We start from the raw sequence: 23,605 nt of genomic DNA on the forward strand, positions 1-23,605 counted from the left end.
ACAAGCGCAATCGGCAAAACCGGCAAAAGACAGACTCCGCCACGGGAGCCTGCCTTTATACCGAATGTCGGCGCCATAACCGCCGACCTACACGCCGTCTTCCTTGAACAACGGCAGCAAGGTGATTGCAAAAGCGAACGTTTTTTCCTTCAACTGATAGTCCGGCAGCAGCTTCGGTCCGCACGAATTGGAGCCGACGCCGCTCATTTTGTAGTCGAGATGGACGATCGTTTCCTTGCGTTTGACCAATTCGTACGTATGCAGCGCGGCGGTCAAATCCTCCGGCGTATAGTGCGACGCATTGAAGGAGAAAGCGGCCGGTCCGCTGAACTTGAGCCCCATGCCGAGCTTGTTCGTCACAACCGCCCATGCAGTATCAAAACGCGAGCCGTTCTCCTGCGGCATGACGTAAGACTGGTGCAAATCGTCGACCGTCGTGCGGTACAAGCCTTTGTGCACGCTCTGCCGCTTGTCGATATAGCTTTCGTGCGGGCCGTTGCCGAAATAGTCGACTTCTTCGGTGCCCGCGGGCATCGTCAGCTGCAAGCCGAAACGCGGCAAATATTCGATGCTCTCGCGCACCTCGACCTGCGTCGACAGGTGGACCGCACCGCTGCCGTCGACCGTCCATACCGCTTCGCCGCGCAAATACGGATAACGAATATACCCCGCAAGCGCGTAGGAGGTGCGGATTTCAACGGTTCCCGCGTCCGGCTGCAACCAACTGCTGCTGTACACCTTCATGCCGGCGCGGTCGAAGCCTTCGGTTTCCCAGCCTTTGCGCTCGTTGCGGTCGTTGTCCGTCGGCGCGCGCCAGATGGCGAAGCGCGTCGGTGCGGCCAACATGTTCACGCCGTGTTTGGTAATTGCCACGAATGCGCCGGCGCCGAGATCAAAGCGGTGACGGAAGTCGAAGCCTTCCACGGTCAGCAGCTCGCCATCAAGCGCCACGCGAATGTCAGCATCCGCCGATGGTGTCGCCGAAGCCGGTGCTGCAGACGCAGCCGGAACCGCCGGCAACTCAAACTGCTCAAACGCAAGCTCATGCCCGGCGTCGGCCCAGCGCGTCGCCGTTTCCGTGCAGCAGGACAGCGTCAAATAGTGGCTGCCGCCGCTCCATTGCGCCGCTTCGTCCCACAGCGCGATCGCCGCCGATTGCTGCGGCCCCGCCTCCACGCCGCGCACGACGCCTTGGCGGACGATGTCGCCGTCCTTTTCGACCCGCCAGTGCAGGACCACATCGCCAAGGCCGATAAAATCGTAACGATTCGTAACGATTAGTTTGCCGCCGGCCAAATCTTCCGCCTCGATCAGCACGGGCGCGATCACCTGCTTCAGCTCCAGCAGCCCGGTGTGCGGAATCCGATCCGGCGAAACGAGGCCGTCGATGCAGAAGTTGCCGTCGTTCGGCTTGTCGCCGAAATCGCCGCCATAGGCGAAGAACGGCGTTCCGTCAGCCGTTGCGGTTTTGATGCCGTGGTCGCACCACTCCCAGACACAGCCGCCCATCAGCTTCGGATAGCGATAAATCGCCCGCCAGTAATCGGCCAGGTCGCCCGGTCCGTTGCCCATCGCATGGCTGTATTCGCACAGGAACAGCGGCTTCTTATTCGCCTCGTCCTTCGCGTACGTTTCGATGAATTCAACCGTTGCGTACATCCGGCTTTCCATATCGAGGCAGGCCGTATCGGCGCTGCCGCGGTAAATCGCCGCCGCCCCTTCATAATGCACGGGGCGAGACGTGTCTCGCTGCCGCGTCCATTCCGCCATGGCGATATGGTTGCCGGCGTAACCGGACTCGTTGCCCATCGACCAGATGACGACGCAGGCATGGTTTTTGTCGCGTTCGACCATGCGCGCCGCACGATCGACGAACGCTTCCTTCCACGCCGGATTGGCCGACAGTTTGTGGAACGCGCCTTCCGCCCAGCCTTCCGCGCTGCCGATGCCGTGGCATTCGAGGTCGGCTTCGTCGACGACATAGAAGCCGTATTCGTCGCACAAATCGAGGAACCGCGGATCGTTCGGGTAATGCGATGTGCGGATCGTGTTGACGTTATGCCGTTTCATCAGCTCAAGATCCTCGGTCATGTGCCGGATCGGAATCGTCTGGCCGAGCTCGGGATGCGAGTCGTGGCGGTTAACGCCCTTCAGCTTGACCGCCTTGCCGTTGATGCGGAAGACGCCGTCCGTTATATCCACCTTGCGGAAGCCGACCGGAAAAGCGAGCACTTCCCCGCCGGCGTAAACGAACAGCTTGTATAAATACGGCTGCTCCGCGTTCCACAGCACCGGATCGCTTATGGCAAGCTCAATCGCGCCAGAACCGTCGATGTCCGCGCTGCCGGAAGCGACCGTACGGCCGTCCGCGTCCTTAAGGTCGGCGCGCACGTTCGTCCGCCCGGAAGCGACAATCTCCGAACGAAGCACCGCGCTGCCGAAATCGGCCGCCAGCTCCTGACGGTTGAACACGTCCAGGACATGAACCGATTCCCGCGCGAGCAAGTACACGTCGCGGAAAATGCCGGAATACCGCCACAAATCCTGATCCTCCAAGTACGTGCCGTCGCACCACTTGAGCACCATCACGGCAATTTTGTTGCGGCCCGCGCGCACGTACGGGCTCAGATCGAATTCCGCCGGCACCCGGCTGCCCTGGCTGTAGCCGACGAACGAACCGTTCGCCCACAAGTAGAAACAGGAATTGACGCCTTCGAACACGATGTTGATCTGTTTGCCGCTCCAGCCTTCCGCCACGTTGAATTCGCGCACGTACAGCCCGGCCGGATTTTCGTCCGGCACGTAGGGCGGATCGCACGGAATCGGATAATTGACGTTCGTGTAATGAAGCTGGTCGTAGCCGCTCGTCTGCCAGCAGGACGGCACAATCAAGTCGTCCCAGCCGCTGGCATCGTAAGCTTCCTTATAGAAGCCGTCCTGCACGTCCCTTACGCTCGGCACATAGGAAAACTTCCAGCTCCCGTTCAATGTACGGTAAAAAGGGGAGTCGCCCCGCCGGCGCGCTGCGGCGGCGCTTTCGTCCGCGTACGGAATGTAGTACGCCCGCGGCTTCAACCGGTTTACTTGCAGCAGCTGCGGATCTTCCCAATATTTTGGCACCGCTATCATTTGCTCCATCGCTCCTCGCATTAAGGTAGACACGTCTGTTTTTATTATAAAAATCCGGTATAATGGTGCCTAGCACTTAATCGGACAAAATGCCGTACAAAATGGACATCGAAAGAGGCCGTCACCCTATGAAGCTGCTCCGGCTCCGAACGAATCTGCACCCGCAAACGAAGGACGACGTGCCGCTGATTGTGTACACCGTGGGCACGGAAGAGCAGCGGGCGATGTCGCGACTGAAAGGATTTTCGGCCAACCAGCTGTTCGTGACGTTCGCCGGTAGCGGTTCGTTCCGTCCGCTCGGCGAGAAGAAATGGGACATTGTCGAGCCGGGTTCGCTGCTGTTCATCCCTTCGGACCTGCCGCACGAATATGTGCCGCAAGGCGACGAACCGTGGCAAGTCGGCTACGTGACCTATTTCGAACGCACGCCCGGCGTGCTGCGGGAATGGGGCTTCGGCGAAACGCCGCTGCAGCGCAAGCTGGGGGATACGTCGCGGCTGTTTGCGCTGCTCGAAGCGATGTGGCGCATGCTGGGCCATGGCTACGATTGTTGGCAGGCGGCGGAGACGCTGTTCGCCTTCCTGCTCGCGCTCAAAAAGGAGGCTTCCGCCGAAGCCCCCCCTTTTCGCGCCGCAACTCCCGACCCGGCGCAGCTGCGCCGGTCCGTTGTGGACAATGCCGTACGATTCCTTCATGACCATCTGCAGCGCGAAGTAACGATGACCGAGCTGAGCGCACGCATCGGCTATTCGCAGAAGCAGCTCGTCCGCCTGTTCCGCGCGCGGCTCGGCGTGACGCCGATGCAATATTTGCTGCGCATCCGCCTGCAAACCGCACGCACGCTGCTTCGCGAGCATCCGCATATGACCGTGCGCCAAACGGCCGCTTATATCGGCATGGAGCCGGTGTACTTGACGCGGTTGTTCCGCCGCGAGTTCGGCGTCACGCCTTCGTCATACGCAGCCGGTATGACTGGAAGCGACGATTAGCAGATGCACGTTTTTTTCTTCTTGCCGAGCTTGCCGGCGGCGACGGTTTTGGCGATGTACGCTCCGGCGAGCGGCACCTTGCAGGCCGTTTGGCCAACATCGACGTTCACTTTGCCGATTTGCGCCGCCGCCTGCAGCGCATGCTCGTGCAGCGGCTCCACATAGGAGCCGACAGCGATGACGAACGCGTTCATCGTATAACGCACGCGGTTCGGCGCCTGGTGAATCGTCGCCGCGATTTCGTCCAGCAGCGCGCGAATGCGATCGATGTCGAGCTCGTTGTCCGGCGTCAGCGACACGTAATGCGCGTACGTGCTCCATCCGCATGTGGCGATCATTTCCTCTGCGGAGCGGATCCATTCTTCCGCCAGATCGCGGCCATGCCCGCTCTCCGCCGCAACGCCCGCCACCGTCGTTTCGGCCAGCATGTACCAGCTCGCCTGGCGCGCCCATGCCCGCAGCAGCGGCTTGTCCATCGTCTGCGGATCGATCGACAGACCGGCCAAATACATCGCGTCGGAATTGCCGGTCGCGAACAAGTCGAGCGCCAGCTGCCGGTCTTTGCGCACCGATTTCGCCAGCGGCTTCAGATCGCCGATCTTCACGCCGAACAGCGGCTCCGGAGCGCCGTGGTTGCGAAACGTCCGTTTCGTTTGTTCGCTGCCGAGCTCTTCAAGCCGGCTCATGACTTCTTGCAATTCCATGGGTCGATCCGTCCTTTCCTTGATTGGCTCTTATGGTACAATCCATTCAAAGGAGTTGATCCGACGTGGAATGCCGAATCGGCTGTGCCGCCTGCTGCATCGTCGTATCCATCTCGTCGCCGATCCCCGGCATGCCGCAAGGCAAACCGGCCGGCGTACGCTGCGTGCAGCTGACGCCGGACAACAAATGTATGCTGTTCGGTCGTCCCGAGCGCCCTGCCGTGTGCGGCAGCCTGCAAGCGTCGGCCGATATGTGCGGCCAATCGAACGAACACGCCTTTCGTTATCTCGAGCAATTGGAGCGCGCCACCCGACCGGAATGAGTTACCCGTTTAGTTGCTTCTCCATCCAGTCCAGCACATACGCGAACACGTCGCTGCGCCGCACCTCGTTGTGCAGCTCGTGCCCGAACCCTTCCCAAGACACGAATTCGCACCGCTCGCCCGCCCGCTGCGCAAACGTCCGGCTCGCCTGGTCCGACGTCACTTTATCCTCCGCGGCATGCATGATCAGCGTGGGCACGCGCAGTTTCGCCGCATCCGCCATCGTTTGCCGCGCCGCCCGCTGCACCGAGAAAAAAAACCGCGCCGTAATAACCCCATGCCGCAGCGAATCGGTCTGAATCGCCTGCGCCATCGCCGGATCGCTTGTCAAATGATCGACCCGTCCCGGCCGCGCGTTCGACCAGGAAGGCACGATTAGCTCCATGATTCTTCCGATCGCAACCGTCAGCATCGGCGGCTCGAAAGCGAGCCGCAGCCACGGCCCGGAGACGACGATGCCCGCCAGCTCGGGCTGCCGGCGGATCGCATACGTCAGCGCCACATTGCCTCCCATGCTGTGCGCGTACAACAGACGCGGTTTGCCCGGATGGCGCGCCGCCATCTCCGCAAGCAGCCGGTCGACGCCGTCCAGCAGCGCTTCATAATCGGGCGTATGGCCGCGTTTCCCCGCCGTTCGCCCGTGCCCGCGCTGGTCGTAGGCGATCGCCGCGTACCCCGCTTCCGCAAACATGCGCCCGACATGCGCGTAGCCGCCCGCGTGTTCGCCCATTCCGTGGACGATGCCGACCGCCGCTTTGACTTCGCCGCGCGAATCCGGCTTCCACTCGCAGGCGAACTGGCTCGTGCCGTCCGCGCATGTCCAAGCAAACTCCTGATAAGACATTCGGATCACGCTCGCTTTACCCATTTGCCCCAAGCGTAACAGGTTGCTTCCCGGGCTGTCAACGACGAGCCGGAAAGGTCCTGCCGTAGTCAAAAATTAAGCTGTCGGCCAGGAAACTTTTATTATGGCCATTCTTTACCTGAGACCAATCGGCAATAAAAATGATATCATTTTCCAATCGAGGAAAAGGCACATGATCATCATGGTTCGACTTTTTGAAAACAACGATTGGAGGATTGCGTCATGAACGAATTAAAAGTTGAAACTTTGTCCCGGATTCTAAGCAAAATGCTCGGCACAAAAATAATCGGCGTCGATTTCCATATGAAACCATTACGCGGCGGCACATTGGGAGATGTACAGCTTGTGACCGGCAATGCCACCACCGCTGACGGCGGGAAATTGCCTTATAAAATCGTTTCAAAAACGCAGAAGAAATGGGAACGCTACAGCGACCCCGATTCATGGCGCAGGGAATATGATTTGTATCAAACCGACTTCGGCATGCTGTTTTCCGAATCATTCCGATGGCCTGAATGTTATCACGCCCAGATGAACGAAGAAGAAAACCGGACGCAGATCTGGATCGAATATATCGACGGCATATCGGGTTTGGACTTGACCGGCGATAGGTATGAACGCGCAGCCGAGGAATTAGGACGGTTCCAAGGCAAGTTATATGCCGAACAGCCCGCATTTTTACTGAAGTTGTCCAACCTGAGCAAAGTAGAGTACATGAAGAACAACTATTTTCATTATCGGTCATGGAAAAAAGTGTACGATTATATACGCGCAAGCGATTGCGAAATTCCGAAACACTTAGGCAAAATGCTCATCGACATGGATGAAAGCGCGGACCAAATATTCAACCGTATTGAAAAGCTGCCGATTGTGCTGTGCCACAGGGATTTTTGGGTGACAAACATAATCTGCCCAGACGGTAAAACCATCCTCATCGACTGGGATACCGCGGGGTGGGGCTATTTAGGGGAAGATATGGCAAGTCTTATCGCGGACGAAGCCGATATTGAACATATGATCGAATACTACCGCAGATGTATCCCGGCGTATTACAAGGGCTTTTCGGAATATGCGGATCTTTCACCCATCACGGATAACTGTGTTTATGAAATGATTCTGCTTAAGTTCGGGTACAGGCTTGTGGAGGGGTATATGAACGCAAGATCGGGAAACAAGCTTCAAGAATCGGATGACGTAAGAATGCTGCACATTCAAACCCTGCAACAAATCTATGAATTAAGGAATGAACAATGACCGTTTGTACGATTTCCCTCGGAGATAAATTGGCCATAAAAAGTGGCCTATTCCCCCCATTTCGGAGGCCTCATCCCAAATAGCCAGTGAAATGACTGGCTATTTCTTCGAGAACGGTCATTTTTGACGAAATAGGCCACAAAAGATGGCCTATTTCGCCATTCTCCGCTGCTACCCGATCATGCGCCCGAGCGGCCCGTCCAAGGCAACAATATCCTCGAGCTCGTAGACCGATATCGGAAAATAGGTCAGCCCATACGCATACGGCGTCAAATCGTACAGCTGAAAATAAACGACCAGCGCTTTGTCGGCGATGTAAAAATCCTGGTCCGGCTTGATGCCCGTATACGGCGACAGCAGCGGCAGCTTGCGGGCGGCGATCTGCGCGCGGATGATCCGGTTCAGCCGCACTTCGTAGCCGCTGTTCGGCTTGAACAGCTCCGCCAGCGTATACGCGCGACCCGAACGGACGTCGAACGTCGACGACTTGATATACGTCATGCCGTGCGCGCCGCCGGTGTACGTATACACGATCAAGGCGATGCTGAGCACGTTGCGCTCGTTCGATTTGATTTCGAAGCCGCCGGTCACGTCTTTCTGCTCCTGCGGTCCGGCCGGCGGGCCGATCAGCCGGTGCATCTCGCGCAGCAGCCGTTCGTTGATGGCCGGCGTGGCCTGCCCTTGCACGGCGCTTTCCACATTCGGATATTTGACGTCAAAATGCGGCTGAACCACATGGTACGTGCGGACTATCGGCGGTGTGGCAATCGTATTCAAGCAAATTCCGCTCCTTCTCTGGCTTAGCTATTATATGCAATAGCCTATGCGCCAAAGAAGAAAAAGGATTCCGGACGATCATGTGGAATGTAAAGAATACCATTATTTTATAAAAAGGAGAATGTTGTCCATGGGTTCTCGATTGACCCTGCTCGTTTTATTGCTGTTCATTTCCGCGGCGCTGCCCGGCCTTCCGGCTGCCTCAGCTTCCACAACACAGCCGGTCCACTTCCAGGATCCGGTATTGGAGCAAGCCGTGCGCGCGCAATTGCAAATAGCGGATCGGGAATTGAATGCGGACGATCTGCTGAAGCTGACTTCCTTCTTTCCAAGACCCGAGGATAAAATTACAAGCCTAGCCGGCCTGGAATATGCGGTCAATCTGATCAGTTTTTATGCGCCGAATCAAGCCATCTCCGATTTGACACCGCTATCCAAGCTGACGAAGCTGGGCATTCTCGCTTTGAACGACAACGAAATTGTCGATGCATGCCCACTTGCTTCGCTCACCAAGCTTCATCAACTGATTGTCAGCCGCAATCGCATCGCCAACCTGGATTGTTTGTCCGGCCTGACGAACATCACCGATTTGCTTGCCGGAGACAATCAATTGACGAGCGTCGAATTAGCCAAAACGATGAAGAAGCTTAGATGGCTCTCCGTAGAAAACAACCGGATTGCCGATTTGTCGCCGTTATCCGGACTTCCTGCGCTGGAGCATCTCTATGCGGACCACAACCGGATCGTGAATGTTCATCCGTTGCTTGACGCGCCTGAGCTGTACGACATTCATGTGAACGACAATCCGCTTGACGAACAGGCGGAAAGCGACATCTCCACGATGCGCAGACACGGCGCCTCGGTGAACGAAACCGGCCGCTTGCCGGGGAAATTCACCCAAACACCGGTTTATTTGGATGGGAAGCGCGTTTTTTTCGATGTGCAGCCCATGATCGAAAACAGTACGACACTCGTGCAATTCCGCCCGTTGTTCGAAGCGTTGGGTCTTGCGCTGGAATGGGACAGCGAAACGCAAACGATCGTCGGCAGCAAGCCGGGGTTGACGCTGCGGCTGCAAATCGGAAGCAAGCAGGCGACGGTCAACGGCGCCACTTACGAATTGTCGGAACCGCCGAAGCTGGCGGGCGACTATACCTTCGTACCGACCCGGTTTATCGGCGAATCGCTTGGCTACGACGTAACGTGGGACAATTCGAAGGGCGCGGTGCGTATATATTCTTCTCTAAACACCGGTTATTCTTACGACGGTTTGAATACAATCGAACTTAGCCGTAAATGGCAGCGGCTGGACAAACCGACAAACACGCTCATCGTCTTTTCAGCGCAGACTCCAGACAAAGACATGCTGTATGTCGTTAAGGAAACCAAACGCAATCTCTCTTACCTCCCTGACCTTGACGAGTACTGGCGCAGTCTGGTAACCATCATGAAATCATCCGTGCCTGACTATTTCCGTTTTAACGAACCGGTTCGGAAAGAATTCGGTCCATGGTCCGGCTTCCAAGGGGCGGCGTATTACTCCGGGGAGATCGGCTACGTCGAACAAATCGTGATTCTGGAGTCCAAGACGGCTTACTATCGTATGGTGATAATCTCGCCCGCCGACAACGAAGAAGCGGCCAAACGCGAGTTGGCCGCCATCGTATCGACTTTGCGGGAGCTGGAGCGCAAATAACCAGGCGTCCCTTTACGCCTGCAAACCATGGCACCGCCGCAAATGGTCGGTCACGGAGACGAAGCGGAACCGGCGCAGCACCGATTCCAGCTTCGCCTTCGTGCCGCGCACGTTGTAATAGTGGATAAAATGCTCCTTGTACGGCAGCACCAGCTTTCGTTCGCCGGCATCGATTTCCCGCGGGTGCAAATAAACGATCGCGCTGCGGCCCTGCCGGTTGGCGGCTTCAATCGTACGCTTGATGAGGAAGGACGGAAACAGGCGAAAATAGAACCCGCCCGAGTAGCCTACTCTTCTTCCCGGCACGTTCATGACCGACATCGGCACCTCGAACAAATCGAGCTCGCGGCCGCCGACAATCGGCTTGTGGACGTGCGTCGGTGCTTCCGGGATGCCGTACAGAAACGTTTTCACCGGAAAAATGCTGGCGTCGTACTTGATCCCGATCCGCTCAAGCGCTTCCAAATAATGCAGATTGCGCGCCACGATCGACCACGAAGGCGCACGGTAGCCAATCACCTTGGTCCCCGTCACATGCTCCAGGATGTCGACGGACTTCTTCACATCCGCGTAAAACTGCTCGAACGTTTGCCGATACGCCAGCTCGTGCCCGTAGCCGTGGGAAGCGACGTCGTGTCCTTCGCGGACGATCGCCTTGACGACGTCGGGATACTGCTCGCCGATCGTGCCCAGAACGAAAAAGGTAGCCTTGCTGCCCGTTTCGCCGCAAAGCCGCAGCAAAGCGTCCATATTGGCGCGAAAATTGGAGCCGCCCGCCGACTTCGGCAGCGCCAGCCCGTCGTAATTGGCGTGAAACCATTCTTCGATGTCGAAGGTGAGCATGTTGTCCACGGCCGGCACCGACTCGGCGTCGCCGCGGCGGGCACGGACCGTTTCGGGAGAAGGCATCAGCGTTTGCACCCCTTGATGGCGAACGAAGTGGATAGCAGATGAGGAACGATTCCGGCCGAACGGCCGCTCGTCGTAAACTTGAACGGATGATATTGATTCAGAAAGGCGATGTCGGTCAAACCCAATTCGGCGAAATCCCGCGCCATGTCTTTCATCGCATACATCGTGTCGAACTTTTTCGTCTTCTCGACGAGTCCGAGCAGCTTGCGCTGCACCGAACCCCGGTTCAGCGTCTGCACGAGCAGCGTCCCCCGCGGCTTCGTCACCCGCGCCAGCTCCCGCAGGACCGGCTTGTAGTTCGGGATCAACTGGATGACGCCGATGCAGAGCACAACGTCGAAGTGGCCGTCCGCGAACGGCAGCGCGGTCAAATCCGCCGACGACGTGCGCAGCCCGCGTTTCGCCGCGTATGCCAGGCTCTTCTCGGAAAAATCGACGCCGGTGACGACATTGCCGCGAACGAGCGGCTCGCTGAACGCGCCAACGCCGCAGCCCGCATCGAGCACCGTTTTGCCCGATACGGCTCCCAGCCAGCGCAGCGTATTGTCGCGCTGACGGAAAAAGCTTTCCTCATTGAAATAATCGGACGTTTGCACGGACGCGCCGTGCGTTTCCGCTTTTTTATCGAAATATTGCTTCCAGTTCGTTGCGCTCATGTCGCGGTTTCCTCCGATTGTGTTCGTCCGAAATGTTAAGGAAATACATAGGAGATAAGCCGTTTGCCAAGCGGATCGGTAATGAAGCGCGGCGTTTTTTTCCACAGCTCGACGAACAGCCGCAGCCGCTCCGGATCGGGCAGGCCGCTTGGACTGCTTGTGCCGTCGTACGTGCAGTACCGCAGCTGTTCGGGGCGCGCGCCCCACTGCTCTTTGTACTTGTACGTGCCGGAGCCGGCCTGCGAGCGGCCGAGATCGAGCCGCTTCATGCCGTGGCGGATGCCGAACCGGACCGCTTCCCAATACATGAAATTGTTCAAATAGTAATTGTTGTAGGCGACCAGATTGGCGCCGTACGGGTAATATAGCGTTTCGTCGCCCGGGCTCAGCAGCAGCAGCATGCCGCCGGCGACGCTGCCGGTTGCGGCGTCGAGCACGGTCAGCAAGTGCGCTTCTTCGGGCAGCCACTCCAGGAACCGGCGGAAAAATCGCACATCCGGCGCCGGCGAACCGAGCTGCTTCATCCGTGTCGCATAAACGCGGTAAAAGGCGTCCAGATGGGCAGGGTCGAACGAAACGTCGAACCGGCCGCTCCGGTACACTTTGCGTACGTGATTCCGGTTGCTGCCGCTTGACAGCGCCAGCACCGTTTCTTCCCCGCCCGCGAGCGGCAGCGAAAAGGTGAAGTGACGCAGCTGCTCCTGCCAACCGTCGCCGGGGGCCGGCTGATCCTTCAGCCGCAGTTCGATATAATCGAGCCCGCAATAGCCGCGCAGCGCAGGCAGCATCTCGCGCGCATAAAGCAGCGCCTCTTCCCCGTCCGCGCACAGATCGACGTAGTTGACGAAAGGCAGCGACACTCCCGCCTTGCGCAAACCGAGATTGCGCCCCCGTACCAGCGGAATGAGCGCCCGCACCCGATTGTCGCTGTCGACAACGGCATGATAGCAACAGCGATAGCCGAAGCTTTCGAGCAGAATACGGCGAATTGCGGTCGTATGAAACACGGTGCCGGCCGACCGGGCGAGCCGGTCCCACGGCTCCTGCAAGGCGTCCGAATAAGCAACGATGCGGAACATGCTTCCCCTACCCTTTCAGCCACATAACGACGCCGATCATAATGACCGCCGTGCCGGCCCATTTCATCGGCGTGATCACCTCGTGGAAGACGAACAACGACACCAGAATCAGCAGCACATATTGGACGCTCGTTACAAAAGTGACATAACTGAGGTCGAACGCCGACAGGCAATAGACCCAAAGAATGGCGGCAACCGCATAGACGAGAAAGCCGGAGACGATCGCCGGCGATGACAAGTAACCGAGCAAAATGCCGAACAGCGAACCTTCGAATTGTACGGAGCGGCTGCCGAGCTTGAGCAGCGTACTGCCCGCCACCGTCATCAGCACGCTTCCGAACAGCAACAGATGCTTGATGCTAATCTCTCCTCTCGCTCACTTTTTTCTCCAGCTCTTCGAGCCGCAGCTTGGTCAAGCCGAGCTCTTGCGTCAGCGTTTTGTTCTGCAGCTTCATCCGCGATATGCTTACGCTCATATGAAGCAGCAGCAAATAGGCGCTTACGATGAGGATGGCAAAAAAAGCGGACGGCGCATAATCGATACCGAACAAACCGGAAAACCAGTCGACCGCTCCTTTGAACACGGACATCGCCAGCATGAACAGGCCGATGACGAACCAGACGAGCGAATATTTCTCGCGAATCATCCGCGCGCGAACCAGGAACAGCACCGATACGAGCAAGATCAGGCTGAATGCGGCTCCCATCAATTGCACACTGGCCAAATTGCTGCCGGACACGCCGCTCACCACCTGGTTCTGATGTAAGTAAAGAAGATGGAAACCATCACTTTCGACATATAGTACGGGCCTTTTAGTATCGAAATGGACGACGTTCCGTGCTCGCGCTCCCGCATCTCGACGCCGACTTCGCTGATGCGCAGGCCGTTCTTTTTCAGCAAAATGATGGCGTCGGGCTCCGGGTAATCTTCCGGATAGTGTTTGCTGAGCAGTTCGATGCACTTGCGATTGTACAGCCGGAAACCCGACGTGCTGTCCGTCACCCGCTCCCGGATGAGTATCCGGAACAGGTGGTAGAACAGGCGGATGCCGAACCGCCTCATCCGCGTCGTGCGGAACGATTGCACGCCGAGAAAACGCGAACCGATGACCATATCGCAGCCGGTTTGCGCCATCGCGTCCAGCAGCTTGTCCACCTCGCGCGGAATATGCTGGCCGTCGCCGTCGATTTGCACCATGGCTTCGTAGCCGCGTTCGCACGCGAATTTGAAGCCGGTTTGCACGGCGCCGCCGATCCCGAGGTTGCACGGCAAATCGATCACCGAAACGTCCGCCGCCTTGCGCGCCACGTCGGAAGTGGCATCGCGGGAGCAATCGTTGACGACCACAATGCCGGCGTCCGGCAAGCTCTCGCGAATTTCGCGGATCACTTTCATAATATTGTGCTGTTCGTTATAGGCCGGAATCGCGATCAATAGCTTTTTCTGATCCATGTCAGCTTCCTCGTTATCGGTTTGATGAGGCCAAGCGCCAAGCTGATGACCCGTTCCGCGCCGTAGCCCGCGGCGATGGCGATAAACGGCAATGACGGCGCCTTGTACCGGTACATGGCGTCGATGAAAAACACGATGCAGAACAGGAAGACGGACAGCATCACGAGCCACACGACCGACGCTTTGCGGAACAGCCGGCCGCGGATGGCGGCAACCGTTCCGATCAGCAGCAGCACCGTCGGCAGGATATTCCAGAAGAAGCTGACGATCCCGGCTTTCGTCCGCAGGTCCGTGCTCCATATCCACCACCCCGGCAGCGCAAAAATCCGTTTGGCATACAGCACCAGAATGTGATCGAAATTGTGGATGACGAAGCTAAGCACGAGACTGCCCGCGATATCGATCGTATAGTCCGGCTTATAGACGTAATCGTGCGATGTCGAACGATCGTAAATCCAGCCGTTGGCGTAAATGTTGTACAACACCTTCTTCGCATTGTCCTGCATGGAAACGATCAGCGGATCGAGTTTGCCGGAAGCGACGGCAAGCCCGCACAGGAGCATAACCGCGGCGAGCGCGCCGACGATGATGTAGCGATTCCGCTTCAGATAGCCGATCCATACCGCCGGCGGTTTCAGGACAAGCAAATAAAGCAGCAGGAACACGGCGGACATGATGCCCGTCGGTCGGAACACGAGCATGTACAGCATGGAAACGACGAACAGCGGTCGGTATATGCTTGTGGGCGATTCGATGTACTTGAGCAGCAGGAATACCGTCAACAGCAGCAAACAGCTGAAGAAGCTGTCGGACAAAATGTACATCGACCAGATGCTGATGTTCCAATTATCGGCATAAAAGTAAGATGCTATAATGGCAGCTCCCCGATTGAACAGCATACGGGCGATTTGGTACACGAGAATGACGCTGAGGCCGGAAACAAAAGCCTGGACGAAAATGACAGTGACCGGATTCTTGAAAATGGCGAGCAGCAGCGCAAGCAGCGTATTGTAGCCGAAATACATGATGTCGTCCATGTGCAGGCCGATCCGAAACGACTTGATGAGGCCATGCGCATAGTCGAGATACCACTGCGAATCCGCGGATTGGGGAAACCCTTTGCCGGAGTAATAAATGCGGAAGAAATGTCGCTCGCGAAGCGCGATGCACAGCATGGCGAGCGGGAGATAATAAATATATTCGCGATCCTTAAAGGTTGTGTACAGGCGGGTAAACAGTCGTTCCAAGGCGGCACGGCTCCAGGTTGGGCGCAGGATGAAAGGCGATCGGCGCATGCCTCTGACGGCGTTCGTCCGCTTCGCTTCTTCCTCTATTCTGCACGGAATCGCAATCTTTAGCAACTACTTTTTTCACACTTTCTTCACAGTTTCTTTACAACTATTAGAGTTGAATTAGAAATGTGAGTGCATGAAGGTACGAAGGCTGAACAGCAGCAGACTGATGATCGGGGACAAAAATAGCCAGTAAAAAATGGCCTATGCGCGCCATTTTGCCTGCTTCGTTGCAAATAGCCAGCGAAATCGCTGGCTATTGCGGCCGAATCTCAGCAAAATGGGGCCACGCGCCAAAATAGCCAGTAAAATCAATGGCTATTTTGGCGTTGGCCCCTATTTTTGGTCTAATAGGCCATCAAACATGGCCTATTTCAAAAAATGCCGCGGCCAGGTGGCGGTCACGCTTTCTGATCCAGCCACTCCCGCATCATCGCCAGCAATTGCGCGCTGTTCACCGGCTTCGTGATGTAGTCGGAAGCGCCGGCTTCCAGGCACAGCTCGCGGTCGCCCTTCATCGCCTTGGCCGTCAGCGCGATGATCGGAAGCTCGCGGAAGGCGGGCAACGCACGAATCGCGCGCGTCGTTTCGTAACCGTCCATCACCGGCATCATGATGTCCATCAGCACGATTTCGATATCTGACGTCCGCTCCAGAATGGTGATGGCGTCCTGGCCGTTCTCCGCCGGGATCACTTTCATGTGGTGCCGCTCGAGAATCGTCGTGAGCGCGAAAATATTGCGGATGTCGTCGTCGACGACAAGCACTTTTTTGAACTCGATCATCGCATCGGACTTGTGCAGCTTGAGCAGCGCCTCGCGCGATTCCTCCGGCAGCTGCTCCGCCCGTCGGTGCAGGAACAGCGTCGTTTCGTCCATCAGCTGAACGGGCGACTTCGCTTCGCGGATGACGGCCGACTTCAGCAGCTCGTCCCACTCGTTTTCTTCTTCCGGCAGCAGCTTGCCGCTGTGGTGCATGACGATCGGCACGTTTTTGTGCCCGGCCTTCTTCTGCACCTCGCGCACGAACTTGAGCGCGTTCATGTCCGGCAAGTCGCTGTCCGCCAGCACGCAATCGAACGTTTTGGCGTTTAATTGATTGAGCGCCTTGCGGCCGGTGTCGACGGCGACGATTTTGACATCTGCGCTGTCGAGCCAGTCGACGGTCGACTGCCGGCGCTGCTCGTCGCCGATGACGACAAGCAGCTGCTTCACCTGCTGCCCGGCGAACTCGCTCAGCTTGTCCAGCGCCCGCTCGAGCGCCTCGCTGGTAACCGGCTTGCAGAAGTAGTCGTAGACGCCTTTCTGCAGCAGCGGAATTTCGTCTTCGTCCACGGTCATGACACAAACCGGGATATGGCGGACGTTAATATCGCTCTTGAGCTGCTCGATCACGAGCCAGCCGTCCGTGTCGGCAAGGTGCAGGTCGAGCGTAATCGCCGCCGGCTTGTACCGCTGCGCCAGCTCGAGCGCCTCCGCCCCTTTGGCCGTCACGACCGCCTTCCATCCTTTTTTGTGCAGCATGTCGACGATGATGGAAGCGAACTTCTCGTCGTCCTCGACGATCAGGAAAACGCAATCCCCCGGCTGCAGGCGATCGCGATCGTCCGCCACGGCGCTGGCCGCCGGTTTCACGGCAAGCCGGCTGCGCGGCGGCGGCGTCACGTCGATCACTTCCGGCACCCGCTTCGGTCTCGGCTCCGGCTCCTCCGCTTCGATCTCCAGCGGAACATACAAGTTAAACACGCTGCCGCTGTTCACTTCGCTGTACAGCGTTATTTCGCCGCCGAGCATCTCCGCGATTTCCCGCGAGATCGCAAGCCCGAGCCCGGTGCCGCCGTATTCGCGGTTCGTGCTGCCGTCCGCCTGCTGGAACGCTTCGAAAATAATTTGCTGTTTCTCCTGCGGAATGCCGATCCCGGTGTCGCTGACGGAGAAGCACAGCACCATGCCGGCCCGGGCGAGCCGCTCGCTTTCCGGCTTCCAGCCGTAATAGGCGCGGCGAATCAACAGCATGATTTGCCCTTGCTCGGTAAACTTGAATGCGTTCGACAAAAGGTTTTTCAAAATTTGCTGCAGCCGCTTCGCATCGGTAACGATGTGCCGCGGCACGTCGGGCTCGATTTTGATCCGGTATTCGAGCTTGCTGTCGTCGACCATGTGGCGGAACGTACGCTCAAGCCCGTCGGTCAACTCGACTAGCGACAGTTCGCCGTACTCCGGCGAAATCGTGCCGGACTCGATCTTCGACAAGTCGAGAATGTCGTTGATCAGGTTGAGCAGCTCAAGCCCCGAGTCCTGGATCGTCAGCGCGAATTTGACTTGCTGCTCGGACAAGTTTGCATCCGGATTCTCCGCCAGTTGTTCGGCGAGCAGCAGCAGCGAGTTGAGCGGGGTGCGCAGCTCGTGCGACATGTTCGCGAGAAACTCGTTTTTATAGCGCGACGTCAGCGCAAGTTGTTCCGCTTTTTCCTCCAAATAGCGTTTGGCGACTTCGACTTCCTTGTTTTTGCTTTCGACTTCGGCCTTCTGGATGACGAGCAGCTTCGCCTTGTCCTCCAGTTCGTCGTTCGTTATTTGCAGCTCCTGCTGCTGCTTCTGCAGCTCTTCGGTAAGCGACTGCGACTGAATGAGCAGTTCCTCGGTGCGCTGGTTCGCCTGCATCGTGTTGATGACGATGCCGATCGATTCGGTCAACTGGTCGAGGAAAGCGAAGTCGATGGCGCTGAACGGGCGGAACGATGCCAGCTCCAGAATCGCCAGCACCTGATCCTCGAAAATAATCGGCAGCAGCACGATATTCAGCGGCGTCGCTTCGCCGAGCGCCGACGAAATGACGACATAGTCGCCCGGCACGTTCGTCAGCACGATGCGCTGCTTCTCGATCAGGCATTGTCCGACCAGCCCTTGCCCGGCGCGGAATTCGTTGGCCAGATGCTTGCGCTGCTGGTAGGCGTAGCTGGCGAACAGCTTCAGCACCTGATCGCCGCTCATCGGCTCGTTGATATAGAAGACGCCGTGCTGCATCGACACGAGCGGCGCCAGCTCGGACAAGATCATCCGGCTGACTGCATACAAATCGCGCTGTCCCTGCAGCATGCGGGTAAATTTGGCCAGATTCGTTTTCAGCCAGTCCTGCTCGGTGTTGATGCGCGTCGTTTCCTTCAGGTTGCGTATCATTTCGTTGATGTTGTCCTTCAGCGTCGCCACTTCGCCGGCAGCGGCAACGTCGATCGCCCGCGACAGGTCGCCGTTCGTCACCGCCGTCGCCACGTTCGTAATCGCGCGCACCTGCGTCGTCAGCGTGCTCGCCATGTAATTGACGTTGTCGGTCAAATCGCGCCACGTGCCGGCGGCGCCCGGCACGCTCGCTTGCCCGCCGAGCTTGCCTTCCGCGCCGACCTCGCGCGCCACCGTTGTCACCTGCACGGCAAACGTCGCCAGCGTGTCAATCATGTTGTTGATCGTGTCCGTCAGTTCGGCGATTTCGCCTTTCGCTTCGACCGTCAGTTTCTGCTTCAGATTGCCGTTCGCTACTGCAGTCACGACTTTGGCAATGCCGCGCACCTGATCGGTCAAGTTTGTTGCCATGATGTTGACGTTGTCGGTCAAATCTTTCCAAATACCGCCGACGCCGCGCACTTGCGCCTGGCCGCCGAGCTTGCCGTCCGTGCCGACCTCGCGCGCCACCCGCGTCACCTCGGACGCAAACGAATTGAGCTGGTCGACCATCGTGTTGATCGTGTTTTTCAGCTCGAACAGTTCGCCTTTGACGTCGACCGTTATTTTCTTCGACAGATCGCCGTTGGCGACCGCCGTCGTGACGCCGGCGATGTTGCGCATCTGGATCGTCAGGTTGCTCGCCATCGTATTGACCGTATCGGTCAAATCCTTCCACGTGCCGGAAACGTCCTTCACTTCCGCCTGCGCGCCGAGTTTGCCTTCCGTGCCGACCTCGCGGGCGACGCGCGTCACCTCGGAGGCGAAGTTCGACAGCTGGTCGACCATCGTGTTCATCGTGTTTTTCAGTTCGAGAATTTCGCCTTTGACGTCGACGGTGATCTTCTTCGATAGATCGCCCTTCGCCACCGCCGTCGTCACGTCGGCGATGTTGCGCACCTGGTCGGTCAAGTTGCGCGCCATATTATTGACGCTTTCGGTCAAGTCCTTCCACGTGCCGCCAACGCCGCGTACCTGCGCCTGGCCGCCAAGCTTGCCGTCCGTGCCAACCTCGCGCGCCACCCGCGTCACCTCGGACGCAAACGTCGACAGCTGGTCGACCATCGTGTTGATCGTATTTTTCAACTCGAGAATTTCGCCCTGCACGTCGGCTGTAATCTTCTTAGACAAGTCGCCGTTGGCGACCGCCGTCGTGACTACCGCGATGTTGCGCACCTGGTTCGTCAGATTCGACGCCATGTAGTTGACGCTTTCCGTCAAGTCGCGCCACGTGCCGGCCACCCCTTTGACCTGGGCTTGTCCGCCCAGCATGCCTTCGGTGCCGACCTCGCGCGCCACCCGCGTCACTTCCGAAGCGAACGTGGAGAGCTGCTCGACCATCGTGTTGACCGTATTTTTCAGCTCGAGAATTTCGCCTTTGGCGTTGACCGTAATTTGTTTGGACAAATCGCCCTTCGCCACCGCCGTCGTCACTTCCGCAATATTGCGCACCTGGTCGGTGAGCGTGCTCGCCATGAAGTTGACACTGTCGGTCAAATCCTTCCACGTGCCAGATACGTCCTTAACGTCCGCCTGGCCGCCGAGAATGCCTTCGGTCGACACCTCGCGGGCAACGCGCGTCACCTCCGACGAGAACGTCAACAACTGTGCGACCATCGTATTGATCGTGCTTTTCAGCTGCAAAATTTCGCCCTTGGCGTCGACCGTAATCGTCTTCGACAAGTCGCCTTTCGCGACCGCGGTCGTCACTTCGGCGATGCCCCGCACCTGGTTTGTCAAGTTCGACGCCATATAATTGACGCTTTCGGTCAAATCGCGCCACGTGCCGGCCAGCCCGCTCACTTCCGCCTGCCCGCCGAGAATGCCTTCCGTGCCGACCTCGCGCGCCATCCGCGTCACCTCGGAAGCGAACGTCGACAACTGGTCGACCATCGTGTTAATTGTATTTTTCAGTTCGAGAATTTCGCCCTGTACGTCGGCCGTTATTTTCTTCGACAAATCTCCGTTCGCAACCGCCGTCGTCACCACCGCAATGTTGCGCACCTGATTCGTCAGATTCGATGCCATGTAATTGACGCTTTCGGTCAAATCGCGCCACGTGCCGGACACGCCCTTGACGTCCGCCTGCCCGCCGAGCTTGCCTTCCGTGCCGACCTCGCGCGCCATCCGCGTCACCTCGGAGGCGAACGTCGACAACTGATCGACCATCGTGTTGATCGTATTTTTCAACTCGAGAATTTCGCCTTTGGCGTTGACGGTAATTTGCTTGGACAAATCGCCATTCGCGACCGCCGTCGTCACCGCCGCGATATTTCGCACCTGATCGGTCAGGTTGCTCGCCATGTTGTTGACGCTTTCGGTCAAATCCTTCCACGTACCGGACACGCCTTTGACGTCCGCCTGCCCGCCCAGCATGCCTTCCGTGCCGACCTCGCGCGCCACCCGCGTTACTTCGGATGCGAAAATGCTGAGCTGGTTCACCATCATATTGATATTGCTGGCGGTGCGCTGAAACTCCCCGGTGAGCGGCCGGCCTTCGAATTCCATCTCGACCTTCTGCGACAAGTCGCCTTTGGCGACGGCGTTGATGACGCGAACCATTTCGCTTGTCGGCTGGATCAGATCGATGACAAGCCCGTTGAGCGATTCGATCGCCGTCTCCCAGGCGCCGCCGCCGTTCTTGTGCACGAAGCGCCGCGACAGCTTGCCTTCCTTGCCCACGACGCGGGCAACGGCCTGCACCTCCTGCACGAGGCTTTCCTGCATGTCCATAATTTCGTTGAACGTATCGGCCACTTTGCCGGCGATTCCCGTGCGATCGTACGGCATCCGATACGTAAACCGGCCTTTCTTCAGCGCCATCAGCGCCTGCAACACTTCTCCCGCATCCAGTCCGTGCTCTTGCGTCGCCTGCATGATCTCTTTGTCCGACATACTCTCATCCTCTCCGGAACGTGCTTACTGGACGTGCGGGATTTCCTTGCCGCTCTCAATCCCATGCTTGCGAAGTTGAATCGTAAACACGAACGTCGCGCCGGGCGTCGCTTTCGGCTCATAACGAATCGAACCGCCCATCAGCTCGACCAGCGACTTGCAAATCGACAATCCGAGCCCGGTTCCGCCGAACTTGCGGTTCGTCGCGGCGTCGAGCTGCGAGAATGGCCGGAACAGCTCGTGTTTCTTGTGCTCCGGAATCCCGATGCCGGTGTCGTGAATCTGGAACTCGATAGTCAGCGCCCCTCCTTGCTCCGCCAATTTGCCGACAACGATCGACACTCCCCCTTCCTGGGTAAATTTGACGGCATTGCCGATCAAATTAACCAGCACTTGCCGCAAGCAGTTCACATCGCCGACGAAGGTGTCGCACAGCGACGGTTCGATCGCCAGATCGATCGTCAATTGGCGCTCTTTCGTCGCCGCCGTAAACAAGTCGATCGTTTCCTCCAGACAATAATCGAGCTCGAACGGTTCGTGCGCGAGCTCGATGCGTCCTGATTCCATTTTCGAAAATTCGAGTATATGATTGATAACGGCCAACAGCGATTTGCCGCTGGAGTGGATAATTTCCGCCATTTGCGCCTGCTCCTCCGTCAGCTCGGAGGCGAGCAGCAGGTCCGACATGCCGAGGATGCCGTTCAGCGGCGTGCGGATTTCGTGGCTCATCATCGCGAGAAATTCCGATTTGACCCGCGACGCGATTTCGGCCGATTCTTTGGCCGCGGCAAGCGCATGATTCGTTTTCTCCAGTTGCTTCGTCTGCTGCTGCAGCAGCTCGCTCTGGGCTTGCAGCGCCCGGTTCGCTTCGTACATGCCGACGTACCCGTCGATTTTCGATTTGAAAATTTGCGGGACGAACGGCTTCGTCATATAATCGATGGCGCCGACCGAATAGCCCGTAAACACATGCTCGAGCCGATTGCTTGTCGCCGTCAGGAACATGATCGGCACGTATTTCGATTTTTCGCGCGTTCGGATAATGCTTGCCGTCTCGAAGCCGTCCATTCCCGGCATTTGCACGTCCATGACGATGACGGCAAACTCCGTCTCCAGCACGGCCCGCAGCGCCTCCGTGCCGGAATATGCCCGCACGAGCCGGTACGGTTCGCCGGCCAGCACGGCTTCGATGGCAATCAGATTCTCCGGATGATCGTCCACGAGCAGAATGTGTACCGGATTGTCCACGCCGCTCCTCCTTCGCCCAGTTTCCACAGCTACCTTTACCCGGTTGCTGGCATGTTGAAACAGGGGGAAAGGTCGAAACCTGCGCATGACAAAAAGAGGGGCGATGCCCCTCTTTTTTTGTTGCGCTCGCGGCTCCTGCGTCTCGCGCCCGGGTAGGCACTAACCGCTCCGCACCATACCGGGTACCCGTGCTTAAGACGCCGTCTCTTCCGCCGTAGCGGCGGTTTTCGCTTTTGCCGTTTGGCGTTTGCGCTTCGGCTTCTCCGTCGCCTGCTCCGGCTCCGGCGGCCTTGCCTCGTCGATGCTTGCCTGCAGCGCCGCGAGCAAATCCGTCACCGGCGGACGGCTCGCCGACGGACGGGCCTCCCATTCGACGCCGGCCATCTTCTTCTCGATCGCGTCGACCAGGGCCAGCCGGTCGTCATCCAGGAAGTCGGCCGCGGCGAAAGGCTTCGCATACCGGCGGATCAGTTCCTTCGCCAGCAGCAGCTCGCGTTCGCCGGCAGGCTGCCCGGCGTCCATGTTCGGCACTTGCTGCACCGGCCGTACTTCGTCGGGATAATGAATCGTATCCAGCGTCAAACAGTCGTCGCTCAGCCGCAACAGTGCCAGGCTCGTTTTGGCGCGGATGGCCACTTTGCAGACGGCGATGCGCCTTGAGGCGCGAATCGCTTCGGCGATCAGGCGGTAGGCGGCCGCGCCGGTGTCGCCTGGCGACAAGTAGTAGGTTTTCTGGTAGTAGACCGGATCGATTTCGTCCGGTTCGATGAAGCTGAGGATGCGAATTTCTTTGCCCGCGTCCGGCTGCAGCCGTTCGAGCTCCTCTTTCGCGAAGCGCACGTATTTGCCTTTTTCGTATTCGTAGCCTTTGACGATGTCGTCCCATTCGACTTCCGTTTCGCATACCGGGCACGTACGCGCGTTATGAATGCCGCTGCCGCAGACGGCGTGCAGCTGCTTCAGGGCAATGTCCTTCTCTTCCGTCGCCGCGTACATTTTCACCGGCACGTAGACGAATCCGAGCGTAATGGCGCCTTTCCAAATCGTGTGCATCCGTTTCCCTCCCCACCGAATCTAGTAGCCAGTTTCGCCGGATTCGCTAGAAATATACCCGG

18 protein-coding genes are annotated in these 23,605 nt (G+C 58.0%); 4 read left to right on the forward strand and 14 right to left on the reverse strand.

Translation table 11 applies throughout. The features are described from left to right. Positions 1-87: 87 nt before the first annotated feature. Positions 88-3,129, reverse strand: coding sequence for a glycoside hydrolase family 2 TIM barrel-domain containing protein (locus EXY20_RS08935; protein ID WP_135549917.1), 3,042 nt, complete (start codon positions 3,127-3,129; stop codon positions 88-90). Between the two features lie 128 nt (positions 3,130-3,257). On the opposite strand from EXY20_RS08935, the gene EXY20_RS08940 reads away from it, so the two are divergent. Beyond that, positions 3,258-4,118, forward strand: coding sequence for an AraC family transcriptional regulator (locus EXY20_RS08940; RefSeq protein ID WP_135549919.1), 861 nt, complete (start codon positions 3,258-3,260; stop codon positions 4,116-4,118). Here the strand turns inward: EXY20_RS08940 and EXY20_RS08945 are convergent. Next, positions 4,115-4,822 carry a DNA alkylation repair protein gene (locus EXY20_RS08945; RefSeq protein WP_135549921.1) on the reverse strand — a complete coding sequence of 236 codons (708 nt, stop codon included), beginning with the start codon at positions 4,820-4,822 and terminating at the stop codon, positions 4,115-4,117. The genes EXY20_RS08940 and EXY20_RS08945 overlap by 4 nt on opposite strands. 65 nt (positions 4,823-4,887) lie before the next feature. On the opposite strand from EXY20_RS08945, the gene EXY20_RS08950 reads away from it, so the two are divergent. After that, entirely contained in the window at positions 4,888-5,145 is a 258-nt protein-coding gene (locus tag EXY20_RS08950; RefSeq protein ID WP_135549924.1) for a YkgJ family cysteine cluster protein, read from the forward strand. A gap of 1 nt (position 5,146) precedes the next feature. Here the strand turns inward: EXY20_RS08950 and EXY20_RS08955 are convergent, their stop codons facing one another. Continuing rightward, positions 5,147-5,989 (reverse strand): alpha/beta hydrolase, encoded by an 843-nt coding sequence (locus EXY20_RS08955; protein WP_135549926.1) that lies wholly within the window; start codon positions 5,987-5,989, stop codon positions 5,147-5,149. Positions 5,990-6,232: 243 nt separating this feature from the next. Here EXY20_RS08955 and EXY20_RS08960 point away from each other — a divergent pair, with 243 nt between their 5' ends. Further along, a complete protein-coding gene (locus tag EXY20_RS08960) occupies positions 6,233-7,264 on the forward strand; it encodes an aminoglycoside phosphotransferase family protein (protein ID WP_135549928.1) in 1,032 nt (343 codons plus the stop codon). 171 nt (positions 7,265-7,435) lie between these two features. On the opposite strand, the gene EXY20_RS08965 is transcribed toward EXY20_RS08960, so the two are convergent. Continuing rightward, positions 7,436-8,041 (reverse strand): DUF3298 and DUF4163 domain-containing protein, encoded by a 606-nt coding sequence (locus EXY20_RS08965; protein ID WP_135549930.1) that lies wholly within the window; start codon positions 8,039-8,041, stop codon positions 7,436-7,438. Positions 8,042-8,171: 130 nt separating this feature from the next. Between EXY20_RS08965 and EXY20_RS08970 the strand changes: the two genes are divergently transcribed. Beyond that, positions 8,172-9,737: a stalk domain-containing protein gene (locus EXY20_RS08970; protein WP_167859101.1), complete on the forward strand. Its 1,566-nt coding sequence runs from the start codon at positions 8,172-8,174 to the stop codon at positions 9,735-9,737. Between the two features lie 12 nt (positions 9,738-9,749). Here the strand turns inward: EXY20_RS08970 and EXY20_RS08975 are convergent, their stop codons facing one another. The 10 genes from EXY20_RS08975 to ku all read right to left on the reverse strand — a co-directional run bounded on the left by EXY20_RS08975 (position 9,750) and on the right by ku (position 23,543). Then, positions 9,750-10,646, reverse strand: coding sequence for a polysaccharide deacetylase family protein (locus EXY20_RS08975; RefSeq protein ID WP_135549934.1), 897 nt, complete (start codon positions 10,644-10,646; stop codon positions 9,750-9,752). Then, on the reverse strand, positions 10,646-11,305 hold the full coding sequence (locus tag EXY20_RS08980) for a class I SAM-dependent methyltransferase (RefSeq protein WP_135549936.1): 660 nt from the start codon (positions 11,303-11,305) through the stop codon (positions 10,646-10,648). Before EXY20_RS08980 ends, EXY20_RS08975 begins: the two co-directional genes overlap by 1 nt. Before the next feature lie 35 nt (positions 11,306-11,340). Next, complete coding sequence (locus EXY20_RS08985; RefSeq protein ID WP_135549938.1) at positions 11,341-12,384, reverse strand: GNAT family N-acetyltransferase; 1,044 nt, start codon at positions 12,382-12,384, stop codon at positions 11,341-11,343. A gap of 7 nt (positions 12,385-12,391) precedes the next feature. Further along, positions 12,392-12,709, reverse strand: a complete 318-nt coding sequence (locus tag EXY20_RS08990) for an EamA family transporter (protein ID WP_135549940.1) — start codon at positions 12,707-12,709, stop codon at positions 12,392-12,394. 34 nt (positions 12,710-12,743) lie between these two features. After that, complete coding sequence (locus tag EXY20_RS08995; RefSeq protein WP_135549942.1) at positions 12,744-13,124, reverse strand: DUF2304 domain-containing protein; 381 nt, start codon at positions 13,122-13,124, stop codon at positions 12,744-12,746. A gap of 5 nt (positions 13,125-13,129) precedes the next feature. Further along, positions 13,130-13,837 (reverse strand): glycosyltransferase family 2 protein, encoded by a 708-nt coding sequence (locus EXY20_RS09000; RefSeq protein WP_135549944.1) that lies wholly within the window; start codon positions 13,835-13,837, stop codon positions 13,130-13,132. Further along, on the reverse strand, positions 13,816-15,084 hold the full coding sequence (locus EXY20_RS09005) for a glycosyltransferase family 39 protein (protein ID WP_167859102.1): 1,269 nt from the start codon (positions 15,082-15,084) through the stop codon (positions 13,816-13,818). Before EXY20_RS09005 ends, EXY20_RS09000 begins: the two co-directional genes overlap by 22 nt. A gap of 446 nt (positions 15,085-15,530) precedes the next feature. Continuing rightward, positions 15,531-21,242 (reverse strand): HAMP domain-containing protein, encoded by a 5,712-nt coding sequence (locus EXY20_RS09010; RefSeq protein ID WP_135549950.1) that lies wholly within the window; start codon positions 21,240-21,242, stop codon positions 15,531-15,533. A 24-nt stretch (positions 21,243-21,266) separates the two neighbouring features. Next, positions 21,267-22,490 (reverse strand): ATP-binding response regulator, encoded by a 1,224-nt coding sequence (locus EXY20_RS09015; RefSeq protein WP_167859103.1) that lies wholly within the window; start codon positions 22,488-22,490, stop codon positions 21,267-21,269. 192 nt (positions 22,491-22,682) lie between these two features. Continuing rightward, a complete protein-coding gene (gene ku / locus EXY20_RS09020) occupies positions 22,683-23,543 on the reverse strand; it encodes a non-homologous end joining protein Ku (protein WP_135549954.1) in 861 nt (286 codons plus the stop codon). Positions 23,544-23,605: the final 62 nt, after the last annotated feature.

The organism is Paenibacillus cymbidii (genome assembly GCF_004764705.1).
Taxonomy (GTDB): domain Bacteria; phylum Bacillota; class Bacilli; order Paenibacillales; family NBRC-103111; genus Paenibacillus_AN; species Paenibacillus_AN cymbidii.

What these genes read in the sequence shown, in the direction of transcription:
- EXY20_RS08990 (WP_135549940.1), bottom strand. Translation starts at nt 12,709, where the DNA reads ATGACGGTGGCGGGCAGTACGCTGCTCAAGCTCGGCAGCCGCTCCGTA.
- EXY20_RS08980 (WP_135549936.1), bottom strand. Translation starts at nt 11,305, where the DNA reads ATGAGCGCAACGAACTGGAAGCAATATTTCGATAAAAAAGCGGAAACG.
- EXY20_RS09010 (WP_135549950.1), bottom strand. Translation starts at nt 21,242, where the DNA reads ATGTCGGACAAAGAGATCATGCAGGCGACGCAAGAGCACGGACTGGAT.
- EXY20_RS09000 (WP_135549944.1), bottom strand. Translation starts at nt 13,837, where the DNA reads ATGGATCAGAAAAAGCTATTGATCGCGATTCCGGCCTATAACGAACAG.
- EXY20_RS08960 (WP_135549928.1), top strand. Translation starts at nt 6,233, where the DNA reads ATGAACGAATTAAAAGTTGAAACTTTGTCCCGGATTCTAAGCAAAATG.
- EXY20_RS08955 (WP_135549926.1), bottom strand. Translation starts at nt 5,989, where the DNA reads ATGTCTTATCAGGAGTTTGCTTGGACATGCGCGGACGGCACGAGCCAG.
- EXY20_RS08945 (WP_135549921.1), bottom strand. Translation starts at nt 4,822, where the DNA reads ATGGAATTGCAAGAAGTCATGAGCCGGCTTGAAGAGCTCGGCAGCGAA.
- EXY20_RS08940 (WP_135549919.1), top strand. Translation starts at nt 3,258, where the DNA reads ATGAAGCTGCTCCGGCTCCGAACGAATCTGCACCCGCAAACGAAGGAC.
- EXY20_RS08970 (WP_167859101.1), top strand. Translation starts at nt 8,172, where the DNA reads ATGGGTTCTCGATTGACCCTGCTCGTTTTATTGCTGTTCATTTCCGCG.
- EXY20_RS08985 (WP_135549938.1), bottom strand. Translation starts at nt 12,384, where the DNA reads ATGTTCCGCATCGTTGCTTATTCGGACGCCTTGCAGGAGCCGTGGGAC.
- EXY20_RS08935 (WP_135549917.1), bottom strand. Translation starts at nt 3,129, where the DNA reads ATGATAGCGGTGCCAAAATATTGGGAAGATCCGCAGCTGCTGCAAGTA.
- EXY20_RS08975 (WP_135549934.1), bottom strand. Translation starts at nt 10,646, where the DNA reads ATGCCTTCTCCCGAAACGGTCCGTGCCCGCCGCGGCGACGCCGAGTCG.
- ku (WP_135549954.1), bottom strand. Translation starts at nt 23,543, where the DNA reads ATGCACACGATTTGGAAAGGCGCCATTACGCTCGGATTCGTCTACGTG.